Source organism: Agromyces binzhouensis (assembly GCF_004135055.1).
Classification (GTDB): domain Bacteria; phylum Actinomycetota; class Actinomycetes; order Actinomycetales; family Microbacteriaceae; genus Agromyces; species Agromyces binzhouensis.
The window spans coordinates 1-3503 of sequence record NZ_SDPL01000343.1; the positions used below are offsets into that span (position 1 = coordinate 1).

2 protein-coding genes are annotated in these 3503 nt (G+C 72.9%); both read left to right on the forward strand.

What is annotated here, in order from left to right; translation table 11 throughout:
* The first annotated feature begins 217 nt into the window (after positions 1–217).
* The gene (gene fdhD / locus ESO86_RS13795) at positions 218–1087 is read left to right on the forward strand and encodes a formate dehydrogenase accessory sulfurtransferase FdhD (RefSeq protein WP_129235522.1); all 870 of its coding nucleotides are present in this window, start codon (positions 218–220) and stop codon (positions 1085–1087) included.
* Positions 1087–3393, forward strand: a complete 2307-nt coding sequence (locus tag ESO86_RS13800) for an FdhF/YdeP family oxidoreductase (protein ID WP_129235523.1) — start codon at positions 1087–1089, stop codon at positions 3391–3393. Before fdhD ends, ESO86_RS13800 begins: the two co-directional genes overlap by 1 nt.
* The last annotated feature ends 110 nt before the right edge of the window (positions 3394–3503 follow it).

Below are 3503 nucleotides of genomic sequence, written 5' to 3' on the forward strand. Positions count from 1 at the left end.
GCGAGGCCCCGACCTCGCCGACCACGACCCGCCGCCTCGCGACGCCGGCGGCGGACACCACGCGCTCGAGCAGCGTCCGCCCCTCGACGCGCAGGTCGCCCTTGGCGATGCCGCCGAGCCGCTCGGCACGCCCGCCCATGAGGATCACCGCATCGACCACGACCACGCGTTCACTGTAGATCGCCCGGTCCGGGTCGGGGCGTGATAGGCAGGGGGCATGGGCAGGATCACCGCGAGGACGCGGGTCACACGGGTCACCGTCGGCGGCGCGACATCCCGGCGGGAGGACCACCTCGCGGTCGAGGAGCCGCTCGAGATCCGGGTCGGCGGGCGCCGACTCGCGGTCACCATGCGCACGCCGGGGCACGACGTCGACCTCGCCACCGGCTTCCTCGTCTCCGAGGGGGTCGTCTCGCGAGGCGACCAGGTCGCCGCCGCCATCCACTGCGGCGCACCCGGCGAGAACACCTACAACGTGCTCGACGTCGGCCTCGCGGCCGGCGTGCCGGCACCGGATGCCTCGACGGAGCGGAACTTCACGGTGACCAGCTCCTGCGGCGTGTGCGGCAAGGCGAGCATCGACGCCGTGCGGACGCGGTCGGTCTACGACGTCGGCGGCGACGCGCTCCGGCTCGACCCGGCCCGGCTCGCGGGCTTCCCCGACCGGATGCGCGCCGGGCAGGCGGTCTTCGAGCGCACCGGGGGCCTGCACGCGGCGGCCCTCTTCGACGGCCGGACGGGCGAGCTCCTCGTGCTGCGCGAGGACGTGGGTCGCCACAACGCCGTCGACAAGGTCGTCGGCTGGGCCGCACGCGAGGGCCTGCTGCCGCTCCGCGGCACGGTCCTGCAGGTCTCGGGTCGCGCGAGCTTCGAGCTCGCCCAGAAGGCGACGATGGCCGGCATCCCCGTGCTCGCGGCCGTGTCGGCGCCGTCGTCGCTCGCGGTCGAGCACGCGGCGGCGGCCGGCCTGACCCTCATCGGGTTCCTTCGCGGCGAGTCGATGGTCGTCTACGCCGGCGGCGAGCGCATCGAGGAGCCGATCGGCGCGGCGGTGCGCGACACGGCGACCGAGGCGGTGGCGGGCTGATGGACGAGCGGACGCCGGAGTCGTACCCCGACCTCGAGGTCGGACACCCGAAGGAATGGGCCGTCGGCGTCCCCGGGATCCTGCACTCGATGGAGCCCGCGCTCGCCGGCATGGGCCTCTCGCGCACCGCGCGGCTCGCCCTCGCCATCAACCAGAAGGACGGCTTCGACTGCATGAGCTGCGCGTGGCCCGACCCCGGCCACCGCAACCGGCTCGAGTTCTGCGAGAACGGCATGAAGGCGACGACGTGGGAGGCCACGCCGATCACCGTGCCCCGCGAGTTCTGGGCCGAGCACTCGCTCACGGGCCTCGCCGACCGGGGCGAGTACTGGCTCGGTCGACAGGGCCGGCTCACCGAGCCCGTGCACAAGCCCGCCGGCTCCGATCACTACGAGCCGATCTCGTGGGACGACGCGTTCCGCATCATCGCGGAACGGCTGAACGCGCTCGAGTCGCCCGACCGGGCCGCGTTCTACACGAGCGGTCGCACCGCGAACGAGACCGCGTTCCTCTACCAGCTCTTCGTCCGGGCGTTCGGCACGAACAACCTCCCCGACTGCTCGAACATGTGCCACGAGTCGACCGGCACGGCCCTGCTCTCCACGATCGGCATCGGCAAGTCGACCGTGCACTACGACGACTTCGCGAAGGCCGACCTCGTCATCGTCATGGGCCAGAACCCCGGCACGAACCATCCGCGCATGCTCACGGCCCTCGAGGAGACCAAGCGGGCGGGCGGGCGGGTCGTGAGCGTCAACGTGCTGCCCGAGGCCGGGCTCATCCGGTACAAGAACCCGCAGCGGGTGCGCGGCATCCTCGGGAGGGGCACGGCGATCGCCGACCGGTTCCTGCAGATCCGCTCCGGCGGCGACATGGCCCTGCTGCAGGCGGTCTCCCGGCGCGTGCTCGACGCCGAGGATGCCGCGCCCGGCACGGTGCTCGACCACGACTTCCTCGACCGGCACACGGTCGGGCTGGAGGCCTTCCGTGCGCACCTCGCCGACCTCGACGAGGCGGCCGTGCTCGCCGCGACCGGGCTGCGCGCCGACGAGATCGACGCGCTCGCGGCCGACTACCTCGCCGCCGATCGCGTCATCATCACCTGGGCGATGGGCCTCACGCAGCAGCGGAAGGCGGTCCCCACGATCCGGGAGATCGTGAACCTGCTGCTGCTCCGCGGCAACATCGGGAAGCCGGGCGCCGGGGCCTCCCCGATCCGCGGGCACAGCAACGTGCAGGGGGACCGCACGATGGGCATCTGGGAGAAGATGCCCGAGCGGTTCCTCGCGGCGCTCGAGGACGAGTTCCGCTTCCCCGTGCCGCGGAGGGAGGGCGCCGACTCGCTGCAGACGGTGCGGGGCCTGCAGCGCGGCGACATCGAGGTGTTCGTCGCGATGGGCGGCAACTTCGTCGGCGCGATCTCCGACACGGATGCCGCGGAGCGGGCCATGCGCGGGGCGAAGCTGACGGTGCAGGTCTCGACCAAGCTCAACCGCTCCCACGTCGTCACGGGCGAGGAGGCGATCATCCTGCCGACCCTCGGCCGCACCGAGGTCGACCTCCAGGACGGCCGGCCGCAGTTCGTCTCCGTCGAGGACAGCGTGTGCGCGGTGCACGCGAGCCACGGCGCGATCCCGCCCGTCGCCGAGGGCCTGCTCTCCGAGGTCGCGATCGTGTGCCGGCTCGCCGAGTCGACGCTCGGCGACCGCCACGGCATCCCGTGGCGCGAGTTCGCACGCGACTACGACCTGATCCGCGATCGGATCGCACGCGTCGTGCCCGGGTTCGAGTCCTTCAACGACGACGTGCGGCGGAAGGGCGGGTTCGTCCTGCCGAACGGCCCGCGCGACGAGCGGCGCTTCGACACCCCCACGGGCCGGGCAGTGATCACCGTCAACGAGCTCGAGCACCTCGAACGGCCCGAGGGTCGGCTGATCCTGCAGACCCTGCGCTCGCACGACCAGTTCAACACGACCATCTACAGCCTGAACGACCGCTACCGCGGCATCCGGAAGGGCCGCGACGTGGTGTTCGTGCACCCCGACGACCTCGCCGAACTCGGCATCGCCGACGGGCAGCGCGTCGACGTCGTGAGCGAGTGGCCGGGCGAGCCCGACCGGCGCATGCCGAACCAGCGCGTGGTCGCGTACCCGACGGCGCGCGGCTGCGCGGCCGCGTACTACCCGGAGGCCAACGTGCTGGTCCCGTTGGCGAGCGCTGCCGAGGAGAGCAACACCCCGGTTTCCAAGGCGGTCATCGTGCGGCTCGAGGCGGTGGCGGCGGGAGCCGGAGCGGACGTCAGCTGACGGGCTTCCGGCCGGGGCCGGCGTCCCCGTCCGGGTCGTCCGGTGCGCCGTCGTCGCCGTCGGTGCCGCCGGTGCCGTCGTCGTCGCCGTCGCCGTCGGTGTCGGTGTCG

Excerpts from the sequence above, each read along its gene's own strand:
- ESO86_RS13800 (WP_129235523.1), top strand. The coding sequence starts at position 1,087 with ATGGACGAGCGGACGCCGGAGTCGTACCCCGACCTCGAGGTCGGACAC.
- fdhD (WP_129235522.1), top strand. The coding sequence starts at position 218 with ATGGGCAGGATCACCGCGAGGACGCGGGTCACACGGGTCACCGTCGGC.